This window comes from Rubrivirga sp. (assembly GCF_049648075.1).
Classification (GTDB): Bacteria; Bacteroidota; Rhodothermia; order Rhodothermales; family Rubricoccaceae; genus Rubrivirga.
Map to the genome: position 1 here is coordinate 1 of NZ_JBARYR010000401.1, position 20654 is coordinate 20654.

The window sequence follows — 20654 nt, forward strand, 5'->3', positions numbered from 1 at the left end:
TGATCTCGTCCTTTGGACGCTTCCTCAACTTGAGCCCAAACGCCATGTTGTCGAAGACCGACATGTGCGGGTAGAGCGCGTAGTTCTGGAAAACCATCGCGATGTCCCGGTCCTTCGGCTCGACGTCATTGACCACGCGATCGCCGATGCTCAGCGTGCCCGAGGAGATCGACTCGAGCCCCGCGATCATGCGTAGAGTCGTGGACTTGCCACAACCCGACGGGCCGACCAGGACGACAAACTCACCGTCCTCGATGGACAGGACGACGTCGTGAACGGCCTCGAACCCGTTGTCATACACCTTTCGGACATGATCGAGTTCGACGCGGGCCATGTAGAGCTGGACAGTACGGATGAGAAAATAGAGGTCAGGAGCTTCGGAGATGACGCCCGTAGCTTGACCTTCCAGATCAAATCCAGTCTATGTCATTGCTTCCCGTCTGTGTTATCGGATCCGCCTACACTGGGTCCGAGAGAGGAATCTCAGCCGATGTTCTCGCTTCGCGAGCGCTCGGACTCGCGCCACGGCCCGTCTACACCTCTATCGTGGTCGCTAGCGACTCGCTCGTGAGTGACGTGACTGACGTCCCCGTGGACACCGTCATCGCTCAACTCGATCACGTCCTCGAGGTCGGTCCGGTGGCCGGCGTCAAGATTGGGATTTTGGGAGGACCCAAAACCGCGAACGCCGTCCTCGAGGCCGCGCCGAGCTTGGGCGGGCCGGTCGTTCTGGACTTGGTCGCATCAGGACCGAGTGGCGAAACGGTTCTGTCCGCGAGAGGCATCGACGCCGTCGCGCAGCATCTCGGAGCCGCCGACCTGGTCACGATCTCCAAAGCCGACGCAGAGTTGGTCACCGGAGGTCAAATCGAGTCCCTCGACGACGCCCAGGTCGCAGCCCAGCGCATCTGCAATCGCGGTGCCAAGGCCGTCGTTATTCGCTGCGGCTCACTTCCGTACCGCTTTTACGATGCGGCCGATGATCCAGGCAACACCAATAACGGAGACGCAAACAGGCTGTTCGCCGACTTGCTCTTCGATGGCGAGGACTTCGCACTGTTCGAAGCGCCCTACCTCGATGCAGCCCCGGACGGGGCATCTAGCGCATTTGCGATGGCGGCACTTCTGGGCATGATTCAAGGCTCCGACCTCGAGGTCGCCCTGCAAAAGGCGAAGCGCTACGCGACCGACTCAGTCCGGCACGCCCTCGAGGTCGACGGATACGCGCCTCGACTCGACTACAGCTTGGCTATGAACCGACCTGCAGAGTCGGCTTCGTAGCGGGTAGCTTCCGGGAACCGATCCCCGTTATCGCTATGCCCGACCGACCATCTGGAGGACGCCCGACGATCTACGACGTCGCCGATGAGGCGGGCGTTGCCATTTCGACGGTCTCGCGCGTGATCAACGCGTCCAGCGAAGTCTCAGACGTTACGCGAGGACGAGTCCAGGACGCGATCCGCAAGCTCCAGTTTCAGCCCCAGCGGACTGCCAGAATCCTTGCGCAGAAGTCGACCACGTCTGTGGCGGTCGCGCTGCCGTCGGCCACGTCGCTGTTCTTCGTCGAGATGCTCAAGGGCGTCAAGGATGCGTTGCGGGACAAGGACATCGACCTCCTGCTCTGCAACCTGGGTTCGGCACAGCCTTACCCCACACTTCGGCGGTTTTTGGACCGTGGAGCTGTCGACGCGTTGCTACTGATGGCACTCCCCATCGAGGGCGACGCGACCGATCAGCTGTTGAACCTCCAGGCTCCGGTCGTTCTCCTGGGGAGCCGCCACCCCGACCTCGATGCCTACTGGTGGGACGACGAGGCCGGCGCGTTTAAGGCCACGTCCTATTTATTGGAACAAGGTCACGAACGGATCGGACTGATCTCGGCTCAGTCATGGAGCACGAACGCCGCTCCCCGACTCGATGGGTACAAGCGTGCCCTCGCCGAGGCGAGCGTCGAGTTCGACCCCAGCCTGGTCGTAGCCGGGAAAACGGCGAAGCATGCCGGATACTCCGAAGAAGCCGGAGCCGAAGCCATGGAGCAACTCCTCGACCTCGAGGACCGCCCCACAGCCGTCTTTGCAGCCTCCGACGTCCAGGCGTACGGAGCGTGGGCCAAGGCGCGAGACATGGGCGTAAGGGTCCCACGCGACATTTCGATCGTCGGGTACGACGATCTAAAGACGAGCCGCTTTCTCGATCTCACGTCCGTAGCTCAGGGCATGCACCTGGCCGGCCGCGTCGCGATGGACCGGCTCCTCTCCCGGCTCTCAGGCGACTCGAACGACCGAGTCGACGTCCAGCTCCCCCTCACGCTCAACGTCCGCAGCTCGTCTGGACCCGCCCGCCGGTGACCCTCCCCCCTCCTCTCGCGGCCACCGACCTCGAGGTCGGGACGCGCTACCAAGGCAAGGTCCGCGACACGTACACTCTCGAGGACGGCCGCATCGTGCTGGTCACGACGGACCGGATCTCGGCCTTCGACCACGTCCTGAACCAGGCGATTCCGCTCAAGGGCCAGGTTCTCAACCAAGTCGCGGCGTTCTTTTTCGAGCAGACCGCTGACGTAGCCGAGAACCACGTCCTCGAGGTCCCCGATCCGAACGTGACCATCGGGGTGGCCTGTCAACCCCTGCCGATCGAGTTCGTCGTCCGCGGATACCTGGCGGGACACGCATGGCGCGTCTATAAGGAAGGCGGCCGAGACATTTGCGGGGAGGCGCTGCCAGATGGACTCCGGGAGTCCCAAGCCCTCCCGACGCCGATCCTCACCCCCGCCACCAAAGCCGTCGAGGGTCACGACGAGGACGTCACGCGTGATGAGATCCTGGACCGGGGCCTGCTGGATGCCGAAACCCTCGAAGTAGCGGCGTCGACTGCGCTGTCGCTCTTCGCACGAGGGACCCAGATCGCGGCCGAGCGAGGGCTCATCCTCGTCGACACCAAGTATGAGTTCGGTCGCGCGCCGGATGGCCGCTTGCTGGTCATCGACGAGGTACACACGCCGGACTCCTCGAGGTACTACTACGCGGACCAGTACGAAGAGAGGCTGTCAGCAGGTCAGACCCAACGGCAGCTTTCGAAGGAGTTCGTCCGCGAATGGCTGATGGACCACGATTTCCGCGGCCTCAAAGGGCAGAAATTACCGAACATGCCTCGAGCATTTGTCGAGCAAGTGAGCGCTCGGTACATCGAGCTCTACGAGACGATCACGGGCCAAACCTTCGTCCCCGACCTCGAGGACGACCCGACCCGTCGGGTTACGGAGGCCGTTCAGCGGGCGCTGTAGATGTCTGGCCTCCTGTCGGTCCGCCTGTCGTTGTAGGCGTTCAGCTTGGTCTCTCGAGCGCGAGCCACGTCGATCTCGGCCTCGATGACGGCGACGTCGTCCCCAGGCGCTTTCGCGAGGACGTCGGCGGACGGTGAACAGATGATGCTCTGGCCGATAAACGTCAGCGTCTCGGCGCCCTTCGATTCGGATCCGATCCGGTTCGCGGTGGCCGTGAACACGCCGTTCTCGAGAGCTCGGATAGGCATCGCGCTCGGACAGTGCGGCATCACGAGGTTCGACGGGTGCGCGATCACGTCCGCCCCACGATCGGCCAAGGTGCGAGCTGACTCGGGGAAGAACCAATCGAAGCAGACCATCACTCCCAGGCGGTACGAGCCCCCTTTCCGATCTGTCACGGTCCACACCTCGAAGCCGTCGCCCTGCTCGAAGTGGAGGCCTTCCTCATAGTAGAGGTGGTTCTTCCGGTAGGTACCCAGCACCCCCTTCGGCGTGACGACGATCGCTGAGTTGTAGAGGTCGTCCCCGCTCCGTTCGAGGATCCCTGCGACAACGCTGGATCCTGTCTCTCGTGCCCATGACTGGAGCGCGATGCTTGCTGGCCCCGTGACCGGATCCTCGGCGAGGTCGTGCGCCTGCGAGGTGGACTCAAAAAAGTAGCCCGACGAAAAGAGCTCCGGCAAAACGACCAGGTCAGCGTCAACCTGCCGTAGGAGGTGCAGCGCGTCCTCAATATTAGCGCGTGCGTCTCCTCGTTTTGGGTTGGTTTGAATACACGCAATGGTCATTGCAATAACAGCTAACCAGCCTGGATCGCAGTGATCGTCGCCACGTTCGCAATGTCCTCCCAGTCCGAGCCTCGAGACAAATCGTTGGCGGGAAGCCTCAGCCCTTGGAGCACCGGGCCAAACGCTTCCGCCCCGCCGATTCGCTGTGTGATCTTGTAGCCGATGTTTCCCGCGTTGAGATCTGGAAACACCAACACGTTTGCCTGTCCAGCCACGGAGCTTTGGGGCGCCTTCCTCTTCGCCACGCCTGGATCGAACGCGGCATCGAACTGGAGCTCCCCGTCGCATGCGAGCGATGGCGCCTGCTCCCGAGCTAAACGGACAGCTTCTTTCACGGCATCGACGGCTGGATGGTCTGCCGAGCCTTTCGTCGAGAACGACAGGAACGCCACCTGCGGAGTCTCGCCCGTCAGGTACTCGTGATTGCGCGCGGCATCGATACCGATGGACGCAAGTTGCGAGGGGTCCGGCGTGGGGTTCACGCCACAATCCGCATAGGTGAGCGGCCGACCATCTGGAAGCACCATCAGAAAGAAGGACGAGACCAAGGCGGACCCTTCTGCCACGCCCAAAACGTGGATTGCTGCCCGTACGACGTCTGGGGATGGATGAGCCGCGCCGGCGACGCACCCGTCGGCATCGCCCGCGTCCACCATCAGGTCACCGAAGTACAGCACGTCTTGGGCGACCTCGAGGGCGGACTCGTACGTGAGGCCTTTGTGCTTCCTCTTCTGAAAGAGCGCCTGAGCGTAGGCCTGAAGGTTGGGCGACGTAGCCGGATCGACGATGGGGATCCGATGATCGAGGTCGACTCCGGTGTCGGCGGCCACCTTTCGAATCGTGGTCTCTTTGCCGATCAAGATCGGCCGAGCGACATCGTGCGTCGAGAGCCACGCCGCGGCCTCGATGGTCCGTGGGTCTTCGCCCTCTGGGAGAGCGATGCGCTTTTTGAGCGCGCGCGCCCGGTCGTGGAGATCTGAAAAGGAGAATGCGGACATGGGTCAGAGATCTGTTTTCCAAACGGGGACGGATTCTTTGAGCGTGTCGATCAACCAGCGAGCGGCTTCGAAGGCAGCTGCGCGATGAGGACTGGCAACCCCGACGACAACGGAGGCCTCGCTGACCTCGACGATACCGAGCCGGTGCAGGACAACAACGCGTGCCAACTCCCACTGCTCCCGAGCTTGTCGCCCAAGCTGAGTGAGCTCGGCGATGGCCATGGGCTCGTAGGCTTCATAGCGAAGAGCCGACGTTTCATCTCCGGCCGTCCACCGCCTCGTTCGCCCTACAAACACACACGTCCCGCCGGCATTCGGATGAACGAGAAACGCGTGTGCGGCCTCGAGGTTGAGGTTCTCAGATGACATCTCGACCCAGAGCGCGTCGTCGCTAGGCATCGAGGGCGCTGAGGACCCGGTCGAAGTCGGGCTGCTCGCCCGCGTTCTCGAGGACCTCGGCAGATTTTACTGTGCCATCGCGCCCGATCACGAATGCGGCCCGCTTGGAGATGCGGTCCAGGTTCATCGGCGTAAAGTCGTTGTCGTACTTCGCGCCGTAGTCAGCCGAAACGGTAGCGTTGTGGTCCGAGAGGAGCCGGAACGGGAATCCGTTGACCTTCTTGAACTCAGCCAGTGCAAACGGGGAGTCCGTCGAGATGCCGACGACTTGGGCTCCCAGGTCCTGGTACTTCTTGTAGTCGTTGCCGACCGTGTTCAGTTCGGTCGTGCAGACGCTCGTGAAGGCACCTGGGAAAAAGAGCAAGACGACCGGGCCGTCGGCGAGTTCGTCGGAGAGATTGAAGGACGTCGTCGTGTCGTCCGGGAGGGTAAAGTCCGGCGCAGAGTCGCCTGGGGATAGAGCCATGTCGAAGAGGAAGAGGGGAGCTTGAGCAACGCGCCTCTCCGAGCAGGGTTCGCGCGCATCCCTCCCCTACCCCCCAAACCGAATGGTCCGAATCGGCTCGATTCCTGACGCTGTGCGTGCGGGCAGATAGGCTGCGAGGACGCACAGAAACACTGTTGCAATAACGGTGATCACGACATCGGTGCCACTGATCTCGATCGGCACCCGATCGAGGTAGTACGCATCTTGGGGGAGCTTCAAGACTCCGAACCGCGACTGGAGCGCGCCGAACCCGACGGCGGCCCCGACCCCGAGCGCGGATCCGATGATGCCGACCATGAACCCGAACACCAAAAACAGTCGCCGGACGGCTTTTCTGCTCGCCCCCATCGCCAGCACGGTCCCGATCTCGCGAGCTTTCTCGAGCACCACCATCAACAGCGCCCCGATGATGTTGAACGCTGCGACGATGACCAGAATCGAGATCACGAGCGGTACGATGCTCTGCTGCAGCTCGACCCAGGCGAACAGCCCTCTGTAGACGTCCTCGATGGGTCGCGCAAACAAGGGCGGACCGACCTCATCGGTGATCGCGGTCGCGACCTCTTTCGAGCGAGACCGGTCAGCGATCGAGACGTCGAAGCGCGAGACTTGGTCCGGCGCGTAGGAGAAGAGGGACCGCGCGTCCTCGAGGGCGATGAACGCGAACCGGTCGTCGAAGTCACCCAGCCCTGTGTCGAAGATGCCGGCAACGTGGAACTGCTTGAATCGAGGTCGCGACTGGATCTGGCCACCGGCCAATCCTCGAGTCGAATACGCCGTGAGCCGATCACCGACGGACGCCCCGAGGCGCGTGGCGAGCCGTTTGCCGAGGACGACGCCCGGCCGCCCGTCGGCGTCGTCCTCGAAGGCGAGCACCCCCTCCGTCGTCCGCCGCGCGACGAATGGCAGATCGTCGGGGGCCGTCCCCCAGAGGAGAAGCCCGTCAACTTCTGACCGGTCACCGGAGCGCGCGCTGAGCAGCCCGAAGTCCACGACCGCGGGTGATACTCGAGTGACTCCCGCGACCTCGAGGATCTCCCTCTCGAGCTCGGGCGCGTTGTCGAGCGGCTGACCGATAAAGCTCTCGACCTGCACGTGCTGTCCGAAACCCACGATCTTGGACTCGATCTCACGGCTGAACCCTCGGACGATCATGAGCGCCAGCAGAAGCGCCCCGGTCCCCACGGCGACACCGCCGATGGCGGCCACGACGACGAACCGGAGAAACGCACGGCGTTCGTCCCGGCCTTCGGCTCCACGGAGGTAGCGGAGAGCCAGGGTTCGTTCGAAGGGTCCGATCATCGAGGGCGAGGCAAACCGGAAGATCGCTCGATCTCTTGGCGACCGGGGCGTCCTCGAGGACGTGCTGGATCTACGCCCCCTCTATCTTGAAGTCCCTCCCTTGACCCCCATGCACAACGCGATCGCGACCGCTCCCCCGCCCCGCAACGAACCCGTCCGCGACTACGCGCCCGGCAGTCCCGAGCGGGCATCGCTACGATTCGCCCTCGAGGCCTTGCGCGGGCAGGAGGTAGACATCCAGCCCGTGATCGACGGCCAGCGTGTTGAAACGGGACGCACGGAAACCATCCTCCAGCCGCACAACCTGGGGCAAACGCTGGGGCAGTTTCATAAGGCTCGTCCCGAAGACGTCGAGCGGGCCATCGAGGGCGCTCTCAAGGCTCGCCATGATTGGAGCCGGATGGCCTGGACCGATCGCGCCGCCATCTTTCTCAAAGCTGCAGAGCTGCTCGCCGGGCCGTACCGGGACCGGATGAACGCGGCGACGATGCTCGGCCAATCGAAAAACCCCTACCAAGCCGAAATCGACGCGGCTTGCGAGATGGTGGACTTTTTCCGATTCAACGTAGCGTTCCTGCGGGACCTTCTCTCGGAGCAACCGATCAGCGCGCCCGGGGTCTGGAACCGAACGGAATACCGCGGCCTCGAGGGCTTCGTGTTCGCCGTCTCCCCGTTCAACTTCACCTCGATCGCCGCCAACCTGCCGACCGCGCCAGCGCTCATGGGCAACACGGTCATCTGGAAGCCGGCACCCACCCAGACCTACTCCGCCCAGGTCATCGTCGATCTCTTGGAGGAGGCTGGGTTGCCACCGGGCGTGATCCAATTCTTGCCTGGTGACGGAGCAGACGTGGGAGACCCTGTGCTCGCGAGTGAGCACCTGGCCGGCCTCCACTTTACGGGATCTACGGCCACCTTCAACCACCTCTGGCAGTCGATCGGCTCGAACCTCGATCACTACCGGACCTATCCACGGATCGTGGGCGAGACGGGGGGCAAAGACTTTATCGTGGCTCACGAGAGCGCAGACCCCCAAGCCGTCGCGACGGCGATCGTACGCGGAGCCTTCGAGTACCAGGGTCAAAAGTGCTCGGCGGCGAGCCGCGTGTACATCGACGAGGCAATCTGGCCCGATGTGGAGCGCTCGCTGGCTGAGCAGATGGAAGAGATCACCGTCGGGCCAGTGGACGATTTCAGTCACTTCGTCAACGCCGTGATCGATGAGCGCGCCTACAACAAGATCACCGGCTACATCGACCGAGCGCAGAAAGCGGACGGCGTAACCGTAGCGCACGGAGGGTCCTACCGCCGAGACGACGGCTACTTTATCGACCCGACTGTTCTGGTCGTTGAGGACGCGGGCTACGAGACGATGGAGCAAGAGATCTTCGGTCCCGTCGCCACGGTTCACGTCTCGAAGGGCCGCAACTTCGATGAGCTCCTCGATCTCGTCGATGCGACCAGCCCGTACGCTCTGACAGGAGCCGTCTTCTCCCAAGACCGAGCGGTGTTGGCCCATGCAACGGACCGGTTGGCCGACGCGGCTGGAAACTTCTATCTCAACGACAAGCCAACGGGCGCTGTGGTGGGCCAACAGCCGTTCGGTGGCGCCCGGGGATCTGGGACGAATGACAAGGCCGGGTCCAAGCTGAACCTGCTCCGGTGGGCCAGCCTCCGGTCGATCAAGGAGACGTTCGTACCGGCGAGGCATTTTGCGTACCCGTTCCTCGAAGCTTCCGACGAGTAGCCCAAGGAGCCGTGCGCTTCGAAAGCGTCCATTACCCAGGTGAAGCGTCGAGGTCGTGGCTTGTGTTGCGCGCTCAAGCCCGGCCCGTCGCCATCGCGTTGCTGACCGTGATGACCGTCGGCTTGGCGGCGGCGTTGCAGGGACAAAACATCTTATGGCCGTTCGTCGGGGCGGCAGCCGTGGCGTACGCTCTGGCCGTGTTCGTAGGCCAGGGGTCGCTCACCAAGACACCCGCCATCGTCGATATCCGAGGGCCGTTCGCGTCGGTCCTGACGGTCTGGGATGCGTCGGCTAGACCTCAACAGGGGGTGTTACAGCCCGTCGTGTCCGCGCGATTGGCCTACGGGGAGCTGACCGTTGGGTTGGGCGACGCCATCGTGACGTTCGCGCGCGCAGACTGGCCGGAGTTCGACGACCTCGTCGAAGCGTTTCGAGCGTCTGCGCGCGAAGGCGAGGCCTTGATCTGGTCGTCGTCGCCGATGCAGCCGTGAACCCCTCTCCCCGTCCTGCCACCCTTCAGGGAAAGACCCTTTTTGATAGCGGGACCCTATATTGCAATAACGGAATAATACATCCCGTTGTCCACCGGCCGCTCGCGACAGCGTGCCCCAACTGCTGGTCCGCCCTCGAGGACGCGAGAACCGTATCGCGTTGCGTCCGCTGCCACTACCGTGGCGACCGCGGCCTTAGAGGGTAGGGATCGCGAAGAGCTGTTCCGCTGCGGCAGTGGTCGCTCGGGCGACCTCCTCGACCTCGAGGCCGCGCAGCTCGGCGAGGCGTTGGGCGACGAGTGGGACGTACGCCGGCTCGTTCCTCGTCCCTCGGTGAGGGCTGGGTGCGAGGTAGGGTCCGTCCGTCTCGAGGACGATCCGGCTCAGGGGGACGTCCTCGATGGCCTCCGGGACGCCTCCGTTCTTGAACGTCAAGGTCCCGCCCAAGCCAACGTGGAAGCCGAGACCGAGCGCCTCCTGTGCCAACCACTCTGGGCCGCCGAAGCAATGGAACACGCCTTTAAAGGAGTCGCCGATGTCACAGAGCACGGAGACGATGTCCCTCGACGAGTCCTCGCTTCCCTTGACGTCGCGGTTGTGGAGCACGATCGGCAGATCGTACTCGAGGGCGAGCTCGGCGTGCCGACGGAGTGCGTCACGTTGCTCGGCCTCGAGATCGCGGCTCCAGTAATAGTCCAGCCCGGTCTCTCCCACCGCGAGCACACGCTCGTCCTCGAGGGCGCGTTCGACGGCCCGGAGAGAGAGTCGATTGTCGGCCTCGAGGTAGGTCGGATGCAGCCCGGCCATCGCCCAGACTCCCGCATAGCGGTCCGACAACTCGAGGGCGAGCGCGATGGAGTCAACATCGACGGCCGGCAAAAGCATCCGATCCACACCCAGGTCACGGGCACGCTCGACGACGGCGTCACGGTCGGCCTCGAAGGCGTCGAGGTAGAGATGGACGTGGGTGTCGACGTACACGTGGGTGACAGATCGATGGACGGTGCCACGCTCCAGAGCCGGTCTAGATTCCACGATGGCTCAAGCGCCTCGCTGGCTCGCTCTCGCCCTGGTCGGACTCTCGCTCCTGCCTCTCGCCTCTCTCGGCCTCGAGTGGGCCGAGTACCGACGCACGATCGGGCTGCCGCTGACCAACACGCCTCCGCAAGGGTTCGACGGTGTCCGCTGGATCGAGGCCGACGGCCGGATCACGGCCTCGTACGTGGCCCCGAAATCGTCGGGCGAGCGAGCCGGCCTCGAGGTCGGCGACCGCCTGCTCGAGATCGATGCCGGCCGGATTCGCACCCTCGAGGACGTGGAGAACCAGGTGACCCGTGGCACGGGCACGGTGCTCGGTTACCAGGTCGTGCGCCAAGGTCGCTCCCTCGAGGCCGACGTTCGCATCGATCGGTATCCGACGTTTCTCTATCCGGTGAGCGGTGCGATTTGGACGTTCTCGATCTGGGGGTTCGGGATCGTGGCGCTCCTCCATCTGCTCGCGCTCCTGACAGTATCCCCTCTCGCCAGACGGAGCCGACGCGCGCTTCGCGAGAAAAGGTTGATCGGGGCCGCGCTCGCGTGGGTCGGGATCAACTGGATGCGACTCGCCTGGGTGTCCGTGCTCGGCCCACCACCGGCAGGGTTTTCAATCCGTGGGACGGCGTTCGACGTATTGACATTGGCCGCGCTCGCAGGGTGGATCATCTACCCAGCGTTGCTGCTCGACCAAAGCCTCCGGTCCCGTGAAGCCCTCATCGCCCTCGGCCGTCAACGGTGGGTGCTCGCCGTGCCGGCAATCGTCTTGGGCGCGGGCGTCGTGGTCGCGACGCTCGTCGGTCGGGTCGGTCCGCTACCGCCCGATGCGTTCGTCGTCCCGATCCTGTTTTACGTCTGCGTATACGTGGCCGGCGCGACGCTCGTCACGACGCTCTCCCCGGCACCGCCCGCCGTGTCGATCCCAGGGCCTCGATGGAGCCGAGTCGGGAGTGCGGTCGTCTTCGTCATCGCTGTCATCGGAGCCTTTATCGTCTCCACACGCATCGGTCCATCCAGCGCGGACAAAAGCCTCCAGACGGCCTGGTTCGTGATCGGCTTCCAGCTTTTGTCGCTGTTCCCTGTCGCGCTGGTCTCGTTCGCGACGCTGAGGTACGGGTCGTTCGACGTCTTGCTCGCGAGAAGCATCGCGACGGTCGCCACGCTGGGGGTCGCATTCGCAGCCGTGACCCTAGGCGACACGCTCCTCGACGCCGTCATGCCGAGTGGGTCCGAGCCGATCGCCTTGGGAATCTTGGTGGTTGCAATCCTACTCTTGGTCGAGCGAGGCTCACCGATCGCTCGCGAGTGGTCGCAGCGGGCGTTCCAGTCCTCGAGGCAGCGCGCTCGCGGACTGCTCGACCGGTTCGGCGACCGCCTCCGCACCATCCTCGATGTGGACGAGCTGGCGAGAGAGACCGTGAACGAGATCGGCGGCGCCCTCGATGTTCGGTCCGCCGTCGTCTTTCTTCAGGCCGGCCGCCAGACGCAAGACGAGCGCTGGGTGAGAGCAGCCTATCGACCAGAGGCCCCGACGTTTACCCAGGCCGACCTCGATGCCGTCTGGGAACGGATTCGGAATCAGGGCCAGGTGTGGTCTCGCAACGAGGAGCTCAACGAAGCAGAGCTCCCGCTTTCGGACACCGAGCGACTCATGAGCCTCGGCGTCGCGCTCGCCATCCCTGTCACGACCGGCCCCGGAATACCGGTTGGCCTGATCGCGCTCGGACGAAAAGACCGTCGGATCGCGGTGTACGACACCGAGGATGTCGAACGGATGCGAGCCCTTGCGGCCCAGCTCGCCGTCGCCGTCGAGAGGATCCGGCTCTTGGACCGCGAACGCGCGCTCGTACGCCAGACGGCGGACGCGGAGATGGCCGCGCTCCGCGCGCAGATCAACCCGCACTTCCTGTTCAACGCGCTCAACACGGTCGCCGCCTTGATTCGGGACCGCCCCGACGAGGCCGAGGCGACGGTCGAAAACCTGGCCGCGCTGTTTCGCGACGTCCTCAATGCGAGCGGCGAGACCGAGGTGTCCCTTCGCGACGAGATGCGACTCGTCGAGCGGTACCTGAGCGTCGAAGAGGCCCGGTTCCGAGACGCCCTCGAGGTCGACGTCGACGTGCCGTCAGACCTTTTGGACCTACACGTCCCCGCGTTCGCGGTCCAGACCCTCGTCGAGAACGCCGTCAAGCACGGGATCGAGCGAAAACGAGGCGGAGGCGCGGTCGGGGTAGCTGCCTCGAGGACGGATGATCACCTCGAGGTCGTGGTCACGGACACGGGCGCCGGACTGCCGCCGGGGGGCGCTACGTTCGGGGTCGGCCTGAGTAATGTCTCTGACCGTCTCCACCTCTTGTACGGTACCGCCGCCGCCCTCGAGGTCGTCCCGCACGAGAGCGGCGTCCGCGCATCTCTAACCCTCCCCATCGACTCCTCGCACAATGGCACTGAGCGTCCTGATCGTTGACGACGAAGCTCCGGCCCGTTCCCGTCTCCGCAGACTTCTCGAGCCGTTCGTCGAGAGCGGTCGGATCCGAGAGCCCGAGGAAGCGAGTGACGGCGTCGTAGCCGTCACGATCCTGAAAGACACGTCCTTCGACCTCGCGTTGCTCGACGTGCGGATGCCGGAAGTGGATGGATTTGGCGTCCTGGAGCGGCTCCCCCCGGGACGGCGTCCTGACGTGGTGTTCGCGACGGCCTACGATGAGTACGCGATCCAGGCGTTCGAAGCGAACGCGACGGACTACTTGCTCAAACCCATCTCAGCCGACGGCCTCGAACGCGCGATCTCTCGCGTCGAAGCCCGTCACAGCGCTGGGGAAGACACCGACGACCGTCTCGCGGACCTGCTCGACACGCTCGACCAAGCGACCAACCCCGAGACCGGCACACCTGTCGAGCGGTTTACGGTCCAGGGGCACGACCGTCTCCACGTCATCGACGCGCTAGACGTTCTCGCCGTCGAGGTCAACGACAGCATCACCAGCCTGTTCGTGCGCTCGCCCCGCGACTCGAAGACACAGCGTCACCTCGTCGGGTACACCCTCGACGCCCTCGAGGGCCGGCTCGACCCCGCCCGGTTTATGCGCGTCCACCGCAACGCCATCGTGAACCTGAGCGCGATCCGAGAAATGGTGCCGTGGTTCTCCGGTCGCTACAAGCTCGTCCTCGAGGACGGCCACGAGATCACCGCGAGCCGGGCTCGCTCGCGCGACCTGAAGGACCGCCTCTCGCTGTAGAGCCCCACACAGAGCCGTTAACACAAGTTTGGACGTGTGGCGACTTCGAGGGTGCTGGTAGACCTGCCAGAAGGGGTGACGTGCGGAATGTTCGTAACCATCACGGAGGATCGGTAACGCGGGCAGCTCTGGACGCGAGCCATTGGTCGAACCCTACTTCGCCCTGAGGGCAGGTTCTACCTCGCGATGAGCAGCATTCACCGGTCGGATCGGCACGTTGCCGTTCCACAAGTACTCGCCACTTGGGTGGTTTCGCCTCGCCGACGATATCCGGGTCGCCTCTGTCGCGACCTCCATGCCTCTCGTTCGGTACACGTTCCTCCTCCTAGCGCTGCCGCTTCAGGCACAAGTAACCTCCGACACAATCGTTAGGGTAGAGCTTCTGGGCCGGACGTCCCTCGAGAGCGTCGAGTTCGCAGCCGTCGAGACTTCTGTCACTGTCATCGTAGATGGTGACCTTCGAGGACGGATCGAGCTTGGGGAGTCTGTAACGCTCGTGGGTAGGGGCGGACTGGTCCAACTCGACGGGCGAGACGTGGGCGTCTCGGCGGCCGACATCGTGCTCGATGGGAGCAGGTTCATCCTCCGCGCCGGGGACACCGTTCGGACGTACGAGGGAGACCTGCACGTCACGTCGACTGATGGCCACCTCGAGCTCGTCAACCACGTCCGCATGGCGCCCTATGTGGCGAGCGTCGTCGCGAGCGAGCTCGGGTTCGACGTCCTCGAGGCCAACAAGGCCCAGGCGATCCTGGCCCGGACCTACGCTGCGAGACGTCTCGGCCAGAACGAGCACTTCGACGTCCACGACCACACCGGCTCGCAAGTGTACAAGGGAGCGGCGACAGTGACGCCTGTTTCGCGCAACGCGGCGCTGTTCACGTCGGGCCAGGTCCTTACCTACCAAGGGGACCTCGCCGACGCGTACTACCATTCGTCATCGGGCGGGCACACGGCGAGCAACGAGAACATCTGGAACGGAAATCCGGTGCCATATTTACGCGCCGTGCCCGACCCCTACGACCGGGGCGCACCCGACCACCGCTGGGAGACCTCGGCCGACCGACAGGCGGTCCTCAGCGCTCTGTCGGCGCGGTACGGTGGGCGCGTACAGGGCATCGAGGTCGTGTCAAGAACCCCGTCTGACAGGATTCACCGGGTGAGGCTCATCGGCGCTGACAGGTCCGAGATCAGCGGGAACCAACTCCGAAGCGCGATCAACGCACGACTCGGATGGAGGACGGTTCGTAGCACGAAGGTCGACATCACAGTTGAGGGAGATCGCTATGTCTTTCGAGGCGCCGGGTTCGGACACGGTGTGGGCATGAGCCAGTACGGGGCGATGGGTCAGGCGCGCGAGGGCCGCACCTACCGCCAGATCCTCTCGCACTACTTCTCGGGCACCGAGGTCTCGGGAGGGGCTGCCATGGTGGCGCCCGTCCAGATCGCGGACTCGCGGCAGGCGTCGTCGACGCGGCGATACGCCCCGCCCCAGCGCATCATCCGAGACCGCACTCGAGATGAGCCACCGAGATCGCTCACACGAACGCGGAGGACGGCCTGGTAGACGTCAGACGCCGACGTAAGGATCAAGGCCTGGCCTCCAAAAGGCTCTCGCCATGCGTGGGGTGGAGTAGGCCCAGGTAGCACGGCCCGCAGCATCGGCGAGCAGCAGTCCGGCCGTCGGCACGACGGAGGCCCACGGTACCCGTTCGGCCAGTTCGAGGAGTCCTTTGGACGCGGCCTTCTCGACCTCGAGGCCGTCCTCGACGCGTCGGACTGCGCGTGCGCAGAGCTGGACGGTCGCGATGGCCTCTCCCCATCCGGTCGCCGATGCAGCGGCGAATCCGTCTGCGTAAAAGCCGGACCCAACGATCGGAGAGTCTCCGACGCGACCCGGCTGCGTCAACGGCGCTCCGCCCGTCGAGGTCGCCGAGGCCAGGCCACCCTCGAGGTCGACGACGACACACCCCACTGTGCCTTTCGGCACGTCCATCTGAGCCGACGCTGCGTGCTCGGGGTGAGACGCGCGGTACGCGAGAAGCCGCTCGTACCGTTCCTGCTCGCGGTCGCTGATCATCGCTCGCGTCGCGACGGCTGGGAGCCCGCTCTCCGCCGCAAACCGCTCCGCGCCCTCCCCGACCAGCAGCCGAGCTTGTCGCTCGTCCTCGAGGACAGCCCGCGCCGCTCGAATCGGGTTGGGCAAAGACCGCACGTTGGCGACGGCGCCCCAGCGCATCGACGAGCCTTCCATGAGGCCGGCGTCGAGCTGCGGCAGCCCATCGAGGTCGAGCACGGAGCCGCGACCGGCGTCGAACGTGCCGTCGTCCTCGAGGGCGGCGGCCACCTCGACGGCGATGTCGAGAGCGCTCTGACCCCGCGAGAGTGCTCGCTCACCGATCCTCAGACCACGCATCAGCCCTCGCTCGTGGGCATCGAGGACGTGGTCAGGGATGTCCCAGGCGCCGCCGTGGACCAGGACGAGCGGCCCGTCGCCGGGGAGCGCCGCCGAGGTGACTTCGAGGTCACCCAAAGTGTCCAAACGCGTGCTTAAAGTGCTCGATCTCGACCTGGGGCCCGCGGAGGTGCACCGCGATGACGTCGAAGCGGGTAGGCGAGGGAATCAGGCGGCGCTCGTGCAAGTACGCCTCCGCGACGCGCTTGATCGCTTTCTGTTTGGCCGTGTCGACAGCGGCTTCGGGGCGGCCGTACCCATCACCGCTACGAGCCTTGACCTCCACAAAAGCAATCATGCCCCCGTCGTCGCGCTCGTTCGGCTCAAACGCGACGATGTCGATCTCCTCGCGCGAAAACCGGAAGTTGCGCTCGAGAATGCGGTAGCCGTTCGCCTCGAGGTGGGCGACGGCAGCGTCTTCACCCTTCCGCCCAATCTCAGCTGTGGTCATCTAGTCCTCGTCGTTGCGACGCAGGCGGGACGCGAACTTAGAGACGCGGCGCACCTGGTCTCCGCCGCGACCTCGAACGAGCGGCAGCAGCGCGTTCGAGAAGCCCTCGAACACATCTACGATCTCGACGAGTGCGTCCACGCGATTGGCGAGTGCTTCGTCTGCCTGGGTCAGCTCCGACGCTCGCAAGTCTGAAGAGACGGCGTCGAGGGCGCGCTGCACGGGCTTGATCTCTCGGCGTTGACGCTCTTCGATGATCGTCGTCGTAATCGTCCAGACGTCGGACTCGGCAACGAAAAAGTCTTTCCGGGACCCTAGCTGATGCGTTTTACGAACGAGATCCCAGTCGACCAGCGCTCGGAGGTTCATGTTCGCGTTGCCACGCGAGATCTGGAGTCGCTCCATGATCTCGTCGGTGTCCAACGGCCTCGCCGCTGCATACAGGAGCGCGTGGATCTGCGCCATCGTTCGATTGATGCCCCAATGCGACGCCATCTCGCCCCACAACAGCACAAACTCGTCGAGAGCGCGCTGGCCTCGGTCGCTAAGGTTTACGGGGGGTGTTTCTGGCACGTTCGCGGTCGGGTAAGGCTCGAAGATAGCGGTGCGCCGTATCCGGACTCAGCGAGGTACTTTGCACCTCTCTTACGGCTTGACTGTGCTCGTCACGCTCACTACCGACTTCGGCACCCACGACGGGTACGTGGCCGCCATGAAGGCGTCCATGCTACGCGTCAATCCGCTCGTTCGGTTTCTCGACGTCACGCATCAGATCCCGGCGCAGGACGTGATGGAAGCCGCATTCGTGGTCAAGCAGGTCATCCCCTATTCACCTGCTGGGAGCATCCACCTCGTCGTCGTGGATCCGGAGGTCGGGACGACTCGCAAGGCCATCGCTGCGACGTTCGGGGTTGGTACGAGCGAGCACATGTTCGTCGGTCCCGACAACGGCTTGCTGCCGTTGATCGCAGGCGAGTCGATCCATCACGTCGTCGAGTTGAACGACCCCACGGCGTGGTCGTCCCCTCAGCTATCGTCCACCTTTCACGGCCGCGACGTGTTCGGCCCGGTCGCTGCAAGGCTCGCCGACAACGCTCGGCTCATCGAGGTCGGGACCATGACACAGGACGTAACCCGGATGCACTGGCCATCCCCGAGAATGGACCATGAGAGCACCCATGGCATGGTCCTTCACGTCGATCGATTCGGAAACTGCATCACGAACATCAAAGCACCAGACATTGAGCGGTTCGGGAGAGGCCGGCGATTCAAGTGCTACGTTGGGTCGGCCGTCGTGCGGATTCACGAACGCACCTATGGCCAGACGGCCGCTGGTGAGGCGCTGACGTTGTTCGGCAGCACGGGACACCTCGAGATCGCAGTAAACGGCGGCCACGCCGCCTCCCTTCTCTCCGTTGACCGCGGTGATCCCGTCACGCTCGTTTACGATTCGGTCCCCGAGGCTCTCGTCGAGCCCGTCGCAGGATGACTTCTTTAGATGAAGACGACCGTCCCTCAGAGGGCGGCCTCCAGGCGGAGCCTGCTAAAAGTCGTATCCAGGACCTGCCGGCCTTCGACCGAGTCCAAAGCCGCGAGACTGCCGAGACATCGACCCTGTCTTCCTGGCTCAAGTCAGCAGGATTCGTCGCACTGGTTCTCGCTGGTGTGGGACTCGTCCTATGGCTGTTTACACCGGAAGACCAAGAGACATCGGATCTACTGGAACGGCTCGTAGCGACAGCGGAGAACCTCCAACCCGATCTCGTCACCACCGTCCCGGACGACGCGCGCGAGCTCGTGCTCAACGAGCTCGGGTGGTCCGTACCACCGCCCGAGTTCACCGCGATTGCGCTCGTGGCGGCTTCGATCTGCGATATCGGCGAGATCAAACCTGGCGAGGCCATGCCGGCCGTGCCCGTCCAGATCCCAGCATTCCGATACGAAGGTGCGGATGACGCGCGAGCTCACGTCTTCGCATACGACTACATATTGCTTGACCGAGTCGGGCGCGTGTTCGATTTGCCCGACGCCGTGTACGCTGTTCTCAGTGAGCCCAGCCCCGTCGACTCGCGCGTGGTCAATGGCCATTACGTGGTCACGTGGCGCAAGCGGTCCATGATCTTCTCCGCTATCACCCCCGATGAGGCTATCGCGGAGTTGATCCGCCAGACGGTCGCGACCTAGGTAAGCGGCTCCGGCTCGACGAGACCGATTCGGAACGTGGTCCCGGCTCCCGGCCTCGAATCCGCAACGGCGAGCGAACCCCCGTGGTAGGACTCGACGATTCGCCGGGCCAAGCTCAACCCGAGCCCCCACCCGCGGCGCTTCGTCGAGAACCCCGGGCGGAAGACGTGACGAGCCGTCGCGCGGTCCATCCCCTTGCCGGTGTCCGAGACATCGACCACCACGCGCGATGGCTCCCTCCGCCCGACGATCGTGATCGTGTGCGCCCGGTCCTCTCCTTCCAAGGCGTCGAGGGCGTTCTTGAGCAAGTTCTCGACGACCCACTCGAACAGGTCCACGTTGACCATGGCCCGGAGATCGGCGGGCACGTCGACCTCGATGGCGACCGGGGATCCGAGTTGGGGGACACGGCGGCGGATGTAGTCCGCGACGCCCTCGAGGACGGGCAGCAGCGGCAGCGCCTCGAGGTCGGGCTTGGAGCCGATCTTCTCGAACCGGTCGGCGACGCGCTTAAGACGCTCGGTGTCCTGCTCGAGCTCATCGGCGACCATGGCAGGATCGACAGCGCCCTCGAGGCGCAAGAGCTCGATCCACCCGATCATCGAGGACAGCGGCGTCCCGAGCTGGTGCGCGGCCTCCTTCGCCATGCCGACCCACAGGTTCGACTGCTCGCTCCGTCGGACGTAAGAGAACCCTAAGTAGCCGACCAGGATGAACAAGCCGACGACCCCGAGCTGGACGATCGGGAAGAGCCGGATCAAGCGCGCAAGAGGGCTTTCACCGTAGTGGACCAGCTGTGGTCCTCCGGGGGCGTCCTCAAGGAGGATCGGGTCATGGAACCGGCCCATGTCGCGGGCAAGCTCGATCCCCCCCTCCCCTTCGGCCTCGACGTTCCGTGACGCGGCCACGTAGGTCATGGCCTGGTCTGTGATGATGGCCGGGACGTTAAAGCGGTTGGGCTCGACGATCTGCGTGAACACGAAGTCGAGCCCGTCAGCCGGAGCGACGTCGCGGAGCGAGTCGAGACCTGCGGCGAGCCGCGCTCTTTGGTCGTCCTCGAGGTCGGAGCTTATGAGCGCGTCCTCGAGGGCAGCCCACAGCGAGGCGTCGTCGCCCTGTGCCGCGGGGTTGGTGGCGTAGACGAACTCGAGGGCGCTGACCCAGAGCTCGACGGCCCGCTCGTCCTGGGCCTCGAGTTGCGAGGCGAGCCGCTGCGTAAAGGCCAATGACGACACGCCGATCGCGACCGCGGCCAGGATGAGACCCAGCTTGAGCTTCGTCGTCGTGCGATACGCGCGCATGTGGGTCAGGTGCTAGCAGTGACGGGTCGCAACCGCGACGCGCTCGGTCCTGATCCCACGTTCCTCAGCGGCTAGGCGACCAAGGTCTCTTCCCGCTTTGGTCCGGTGCCGACGACCGAGATCGGGACACCGAGCTGAGCACTCATAAAGTCCAGGTAGTCCTGGGCCGTCTGGGGAAGGTCGGAGATCGAATCGGCTTCTCTGAGGTCGCCCGAAAAGCCTGGGAGCGTCTCGTAGACGGGCTTGGCTTGGCTGAGCGTCCTGAGATCCGTCGGGAAGCGCGTGGACTGCTTTCCGCCCTCGAGGTCGTACGCAGTGCACACTTTGAGCTCGTCCAAGACAGCCATCACGTCGAGCTTGGTGACGGCGATCTCGGTGAATCCGTTGAGCCTGGAGGTGTAGTTGAGCGCGACCAGATCGAGCCACCCGCAGCGTCGAGGGCGGCCGGTCGTGGCCCCGAACTCGGCGCCCTCGGCGCGCAGCTTCTCGCCGGT

The 20654-nt window shown here is 64.5% G+C and carries 22 protein-coding genes; 10 read left to right on the forward strand and 12 right to left on the reverse strand.

Annotated features, from left to right (window positions below; all coding sequences use genetic code 11):
• Window positions 1-334 (reverse strand): ABC transporter ATP-binding protein (locus tag WBA11_RS11530; RefSeq protein WP_424520830.1); only part of this gene is annotated, 334 nt, incomplete at its 3' end.
• An 89-nt stretch (window positions 335-423) separates the two neighbouring features.
• On the opposite strand from WBA11_RS11530, the gene WBA11_RS11535 reads away from it, so the two are divergent.
• Genes WBA11_RS11535 through WBA11_RS11545 form a run of 3 tightly spaced genes read left to right on the forward strand, consistent with a single transcriptional unit; the run spans window position 424 to window position 3283 of the window.
• Window positions 424-1281 (forward strand): bifunctional hydroxymethylpyrimidine kinase/phosphomethylpyrimidine kinase, encoded by an 858-nt coding sequence (locus WBA11_RS11535; RefSeq protein WP_424520831.1) that lies wholly within the window; start codon window positions 424-426, stop codon window positions 1279-1281.
• Between the two features lie 35 nt (window positions 1282-1316).
• Window positions 1317-2348: a LacI family DNA-binding transcriptional regulator gene (locus WBA11_RS11540; protein WP_424520832.1), complete on the forward strand. Its 1032-nt coding sequence runs from the start codon at window positions 1317-1319 to the stop codon at window positions 2346-2348.
• Window positions 2345-3283: a phosphoribosylaminoimidazolesuccinocarboxamide synthase gene (locus tag WBA11_RS11545; RefSeq protein ID WP_424520833.1), complete on the forward strand. Its 939-nt coding sequence runs from the start codon at window positions 2345-2347 to the stop codon at window positions 3281-3283. The genes WBA11_RS11540 and WBA11_RS11545 overlap by 4 nt, the downstream gene beginning before the upstream one ends.
• Here the strand turns inward: WBA11_RS11545 and WBA11_RS11550 are convergent.
• The 5 genes from WBA11_RS11550 to WBA11_RS11570 all read right to left on the reverse strand — a co-directional run bounded on the left by WBA11_RS11550 (window position 3268) and on the right by WBA11_RS11570 (window position 7257).
• Window positions 3268-4071 carry a nitrilase-related carbon-nitrogen hydrolase gene (locus WBA11_RS11550; RefSeq protein WP_424520834.1) on the reverse strand — a complete coding sequence of 268 codons (804 nt, stop codon included), beginning with the start codon at window positions 4069-4071 and terminating at the stop codon, window positions 3268-3270. The two genes, WBA11_RS11545 and WBA11_RS11550, sit on opposite strands and share 16 nt — an antisense overlap.
• Window positions 4072-4082: 11 nt before the next feature.
• On the reverse strand, window positions 4083-5069 hold the full coding sequence (pta, locus tag WBA11_RS11555) for a phosphate acetyltransferase (protein ID WP_424520835.1): 987 nt from the start codon (window positions 5067-5069) through the stop codon (window positions 4083-4085).
• A gap of 3 nt (window positions 5070-5072) precedes the next feature.
• Entirely contained in the window at window positions 5073-5468 is a 396-nt protein-coding gene (locus WBA11_RS11560) for a molybdopterin synthase catalytic subunit (RefSeq protein WP_424520836.1), read from the reverse strand.
• Window positions 5461-5934 carry a redoxin domain-containing protein gene (locus WBA11_RS11565; RefSeq protein WP_424520837.1) on the reverse strand — a complete coding sequence of 158 codons (474 nt, stop codon included), beginning with the start codon at window positions 5932-5934 and terminating at the stop codon, window positions 5461-5463. The genes WBA11_RS11560 and WBA11_RS11565 overlap by 8 nt, the downstream gene beginning before the upstream one ends.
• Window positions 5935-6000: 66 nt before the next feature.
• Window positions 6001-7257, reverse strand: coding sequence for an ABC transporter permease (locus WBA11_RS11570; RefSeq protein ID WP_424520838.1), 1257 nt, complete (start codon window positions 7255-7257; stop codon window positions 6001-6003).
• 109 nt (window positions 7258-7366) lie between these two features.
• On the opposite strand from WBA11_RS11570, the gene pruA reads away from it, so the two are divergent.
• Entirely contained in the window at window positions 7367-9004 is a 1638-nt protein-coding gene (gene pruA / locus WBA11_RS11575) for an L-glutamate gamma-semialdehyde dehydrogenase (RefSeq protein ID WP_424520851.1), read from the forward strand.
• A gap of 11 nt (window positions 9005-9015) precedes the next feature.
• A complete protein-coding gene (locus WBA11_RS11580) occupies window positions 9016-9495 on the forward strand; it encodes a hypothetical protein (RefSeq protein WP_424520839.1) in 480 nt (159 codons plus the stop codon).
• 195 nt (window positions 9496-9690) lie between these two features.
• Here the strand turns inward: WBA11_RS11580 and WBA11_RS11585 are convergent, their stop codons facing one another.
• Window positions 9691-10476 (reverse strand): TatD family hydrolase, encoded by a 786-nt coding sequence (locus WBA11_RS11585; RefSeq protein WP_424520840.1) that lies wholly within the window; start codon window positions 10474-10476, stop codon window positions 9691-9693.
• Between the two features lie 55 nt (window positions 10477-10531).
• On the opposite strand from WBA11_RS11585, the gene WBA11_RS11590 reads away from it, so the two are divergent.
• From WBA11_RS11590 to WBA11_RS11600, 3 genes are all read left to right on the forward strand, one after another.
• Window positions 10532-12997, forward strand: coding sequence for a histidine kinase (locus tag WBA11_RS11590; protein WP_424520841.1), 2466 nt, complete (start codon window positions 10532-10534; stop codon window positions 12995-12997).
• A complete protein-coding gene (locus WBA11_RS11595) occupies window positions 12972-13769 on the forward strand; it encodes a LytR/AlgR family response regulator transcription factor (protein WP_424520842.1) in 798 nt (265 codons plus the stop codon). Before WBA11_RS11590 ends, WBA11_RS11595 begins: the two co-directional genes overlap by 26 nt.
• A gap of 295 nt (window positions 13770-14064) precedes the next feature.
• Complete coding sequence (locus WBA11_RS11600) at window positions 14065-15336, forward strand: SpoIID/LytB domain-containing protein (protein ID WP_424520843.1); 1272 nt, start codon at window positions 14065-14067, stop codon at window positions 15334-15336.
• 3 nt (window positions 15337-15339) lie between these two features.
• On the opposite strand, the gene WBA11_RS11605 is transcribed toward WBA11_RS11600, so the two are convergent.
• Genes WBA11_RS11605 through WBA11_RS11615 form a run of 3 tightly spaced genes read right to left on the reverse strand, consistent with a single transcriptional unit; the run spans window position 15340 to window position 17248 of the window.
• Window positions 15340-16302 carry an isoaspartyl peptidase/L-asparaginase family protein gene (locus WBA11_RS11605; protein WP_424520844.1) on the reverse strand — a complete coding sequence of 321 codons (963 nt, stop codon included), beginning with the start codon at window positions 16300-16302 and terminating at the stop codon, window positions 15340-15342.
• Window positions 16295-16675, reverse strand: a complete 381-nt coding sequence (locus WBA11_RS11610) for a YraN family protein (protein ID WP_424520845.1) — start codon at window positions 16673-16675, stop codon at window positions 16295-16297. The genes WBA11_RS11605 and WBA11_RS11610 overlap by 8 nt, the downstream gene beginning before the upstream one ends.
• Window positions 16676-17248 (reverse strand): GbsR/MarR family transcriptional regulator, encoded by a 573-nt coding sequence (locus tag WBA11_RS11615; protein ID WP_424520846.1) that lies wholly within the window; start codon window positions 17246-17248, stop codon window positions 16676-16678. It lies immediately after the preceding gene.
• Between the two features lie 61 nt (window positions 17249-17309).
• On the opposite strand from WBA11_RS11615, the gene WBA11_RS11620 reads away from it, so the two are divergent.
• Entirely contained in the window at window positions 17310-18164 is an 855-nt protein-coding gene (locus tag WBA11_RS11620) for an SAM hydrolase/SAM-dependent halogenase family protein (protein WP_424520847.1), read from the forward strand.
• On the forward strand, window positions 18161-18859 hold the full coding sequence (locus WBA11_RS11625) for a hypothetical protein (RefSeq protein WP_424520848.1): 699 nt from the start codon (window positions 18161-18163) through the stop codon (window positions 18857-18859). The genes WBA11_RS11620 and WBA11_RS11625 overlap by 4 nt, the downstream gene beginning before the upstream one ends.
• Here WBA11_RS11625 and WBA11_RS11630 read toward each other — a convergent pair.
• Window positions 18856-20160: a sensor histidine kinase gene (locus WBA11_RS11630; protein WP_424520849.1), complete on the reverse strand. Its 1305-nt coding sequence runs from the start codon at window positions 20158-20160 to the stop codon at window positions 18856-18858. The genes WBA11_RS11625 and WBA11_RS11630 overlap by 4 nt on opposite strands.
• Window positions 20161-20231: 71 nt before the next feature.
• A partial coding sequence (locus tag WBA11_RS11635) for an adenylosuccinate synthetase (protein WP_424520850.1) occupies window positions 20232-20654 on the reverse strand: 423 nt, incomplete at its 5' end.

Bases quoted from the DNA above. Each gene is read 5' to 3' on its own strand.
- WBA11_RS11535 (WP_424520831.1), top strand. From the start codon at position 424: ATGTCATTGCTTCCCGTCTGTGTTATCGGATCCGCCTACACTGGGTCC.
- WBA11_RS11540 (WP_424520832.1), top strand. From the start codon at position 1,317: ATGCCCGACCGACCATCTGGAGGACGCCCGACGATCTACGACGTCGCC.
- WBA11_RS11550 (WP_424520834.1), bottom strand. From the start codon at position 4,071: ATGACCATTGCGTGTATTCAAACCAACCCAAAACGAGGAGACGCACGC.
- pta (WP_424520835.1), bottom strand. From the start codon at position 5,069: ATGTCCGCATTCTCCTTTTCAGATCTCCACGACCGGGCGCGCGCGCTC.
- WBA11_RS11560 (WP_424520836.1), bottom strand. From the start codon at position 5,468: ATGCCTAGCGACGACGCGCTCTGGGTCGAGATGTCATCTGAGAACCTC.
- WBA11_RS11565 (WP_424520837.1), bottom strand. From the start codon at position 5,934: ATGGCTCTATCCCCAGGCGACTCTGCGCCGGACTTTACCCTCCCGGAC.
- WBA11_RS11570 (WP_424520838.1), bottom strand. From the start codon at position 7,257: ATGATCGGACCCTTCGAACGAACCCTGGCTCTCCGCTACCTCCGTGGA.
- pruA (WP_424520851.1), top strand. From the start codon at position 7,367: ATGCACAACGCGATCGCGACCGCTCCCCCGCCCCGCAACGAACCCGTC.
- WBA11_RS11590 (WP_424520841.1), top strand. From the start codon at position 10,532: ATGGCTCAAGCGCCTCGCTGGCTCGCTCTCGCCCTGGTCGGACTCTCG.
- WBA11_RS11595 (WP_424520842.1), top strand. From the start codon at position 12,972: ATGGCACTGAGCGTCCTGATCGTTGACGACGAAGCTCCGGCCCGTTCC.
- WBA11_RS11600 (WP_424520843.1), top strand. From the start codon at position 14,065: ATGCCTCTCGTTCGGTACACGTTCCTCCTCCTAGCGCTGCCGCTTCAG.
- WBA11_RS11610 (WP_424520845.1), bottom strand. From the start codon at position 16,675: ATGACCACAGCTGAGATTGGGCGGAAGGGTGAAGACGCTGCCGTCGCC.
- WBA11_RS11625 (WP_424520848.1), top strand. From the start codon at position 18,161: ATGACTTCTTTAGATGAAGACGACCGTCCCTCAGAGGGCGGCCTCCAG.
- WBA11_RS11630 (WP_424520849.1), bottom strand. From the start codon at position 20,160: ATGCGCGCGTATCGCACGACGACGAAGCTCAAGCTGGGTCTCATCCTG.